2 protein-coding genes are annotated in these 1,646 nt (G+C 36.3%); one reads left to right on the forward strand and one right to left on the reverse strand.

The features are described 5' to 3' along the window. Window positions 1-266, reverse strand: a 266-nt coding sequence (locus tag FJ213_13520; protein MBM4177172.1) for a transposase, incomplete at its 3' end; no start/stop codon positions are given. 264 nt (window positions 267-530) lie between these two features. On the opposite strand from FJ213_13520, the gene porQ reads away from it, so the two are divergent. After that, the gene (gene porQ, locus FJ213_13525; GenBank protein ID MBM4177173.1) at window positions 531-1,460 is read left to right on the forward strand and encodes a type IX secretion system protein PorQ; all 930 of its coding nucleotides are present in this window, start codon (window positions 531-533) and stop codon (window positions 1,458-1,460) included. Window positions 1,461-1,646: the final 186 nt, after the last annotated feature.

Raw genomic sequence — 1,646 nt, forward strand, 5'->3', positions numbered from 1 at the left:
TCAAAGAGTTTTTTCTTCCAATTGTAAATATCATTAACGTGTACGTTGTATTTTTCAGCAAGTTGGCTGATAGGAATATTGTTTTCAAGAAGTTCTCTAAGAATAAGAACTTTCTGATCAGAAGAATAATGTCTTCTCTCTCTTTTTGGTGTTTCGTTCATAAGAATTTCCTTTCTCCCTGAACACAACCTCAAGTCGGATGGATCCAGGTAAGTTTTTACATTATACAAATTTAAGAAATTCCATTTCCTTCTGAAGCAGAACATAAGTATGGATTAAGTTCTGGAGTCTATTTGTATCGACTTGTGGTGAGCGGAGCGAATCCACTAACTGCAGGTTCGTTTAGTTCAACAAAGAAGTTAATTTACCTGAGATAAATATTTACGAACATAGAGACGCACCGCGGTGCGTCTCTACAGAAATTATAATGTTACCTCTCTTCTTCTCTTTGCACTAATGTGAATGAATCTTTCATTTGGAACAAATATTAAATTGCCTTGTACGCTGCTAATAATTAACTTTGGATTGTTATGAAGACATACAATTTATTTCTCTCGCTGCTGCTATTCTCTGCCGTATCGTTTGCTCAAACTCCATACGAATTTTTACGGCTTGATGCCAGTGCCCGCTCAGCTGCACTCGGTGGTAGTTTCATTACAAATGCGGACGACCCAAATGTGATGTTTTACAATCCTGCCAATGTAGGATTCATAAAGAAAAATCTTGCCTCTGCAGGCTTTTTCAAGAACCTGCTCGATGTTAATTCCGGATACTTATCATATACACCATATTTAACCGGAATCGGCAGAGTCGGATTCGGAATTATTTACACGAATTACGGAAGCTTTGATCTCACTGATGATTTCGGAAAAAAATTCGGAACATTTAGTGCTAACGACATTGCAGCAGTTTTTAACTATAATAACAGCGTCCAGAAAAATCTTTTTTATGGACTAAATGTAAAACTGATCTACACTGGAGTTCATGATATCAGTTCGTTTGCCGCTGCGATGGATTTCGGTATTACATATTTTGACAGAGAAACTCAATTCGGTGTAGGCGTTGCGGTTCAGAATATTGGGACTCAATTGAAAAGTTTTTACGATAAAAAAGAAAAACTGCCTCTGGATGTCAAATTCGGTATTTCGAAAAAATTAGATCATCTTCCGCTTAGACTTGAATTTTCAATCAGCAAATTGAATGAAGATGCAGGCAGCATAACCTCACGTCTCAAAAATTTCTCTGTAGGCGGTGAATTTTATCTCAGCGACGTAATCAATTTGAGAATTGGCTATAACAATGAAAAAAGGCGCGAGTTGAAAATTGGCCCGGCTGCAGGTATTGCCGGTTTCAATGCTGGATTGGGTATAAATATTTATGATTACAGATTTGATTATGGAATGTCTTCACTCGGCTCAATCGGATTGTGGCATAGAGTTAACCTTACGATGACACTTTAATCTATTACGGAAATTAAACAAAACAGTCATTCTTTTATGTTAAAAAGCAACCCTCTAATGTAAGCATAACAAAATAGTATTAAGACAAATATAAAAAAGACACAAGCAACCTTTTATCAGCAGACTTCACTATATGTTAAATGAGCTGCAATACTTTTATAATCTTAAATAATGTGAGGACGCAGT

The organism is Ignavibacteria bacterium (genome assembly GCA_016873845.1).
GTDB lineage: Bacteria > Bacteroidota > Ignavibacteria > Ch128b > Ch128b > JAHJVF01.

Coding starts and splice junctions, on each gene's coding strand:
- porQ (MBM4177173.1), top strand. CDS start 531: ATGAAGACATACAATTTATTTCTCTCGCTGCTGCTATTCTCTGCCGTA.